The organism is Domibacillus sp. 8LH, assembly GCF_038806185.1.
GTDB lineage: Bacteria > Bacillota > Bacilli > Bacillales > Domibacillaceae > Domibacillus > Domibacillus indicus_A.
The window spans coordinates 1-230 of sequence record NZ_JAVJNG010000373.1 but is presented as its reverse complement, the minus strand read 5'-3'; the positions used below and the strand labels follow the sequence as shown (position 1 = coordinate 230).

1 protein-coding gene is annotated in these 230 nt (G+C 46.5%); it reads right to left on the bottom strand.

Annotation, left to right across the window (positions count from 1 at the left end; translation table 11 throughout):
• Positions 1-230: TonB family protein (locus RG959_RS25060; RefSeq protein ID WP_342799393.1), on the bottom strand; the 230-nt coding region annotated here is incomplete at both ends.

Sequence of the window (230 nt, the reverse complement as noted above, 5' to 3'; positions counted from 1 at the left end):
CTTAGCTTCTCTATCGAAAATACGTTTAGGATCTGCGTCAATAACTTCAACGTCAGTTACGCCACCTAACTCATCGATTGAGAATGAAAGTTGAACCCAACCTTCTTTACCATCACGTGCTGCTTGTGTTGGGTATTTTGGTTCAATACGAACGATAGGTGTCGCATCACCATCTCGTCCGAATGCCCCTGGACCACTTAGACCACCTGCCGAACTTCCCACATCGATGC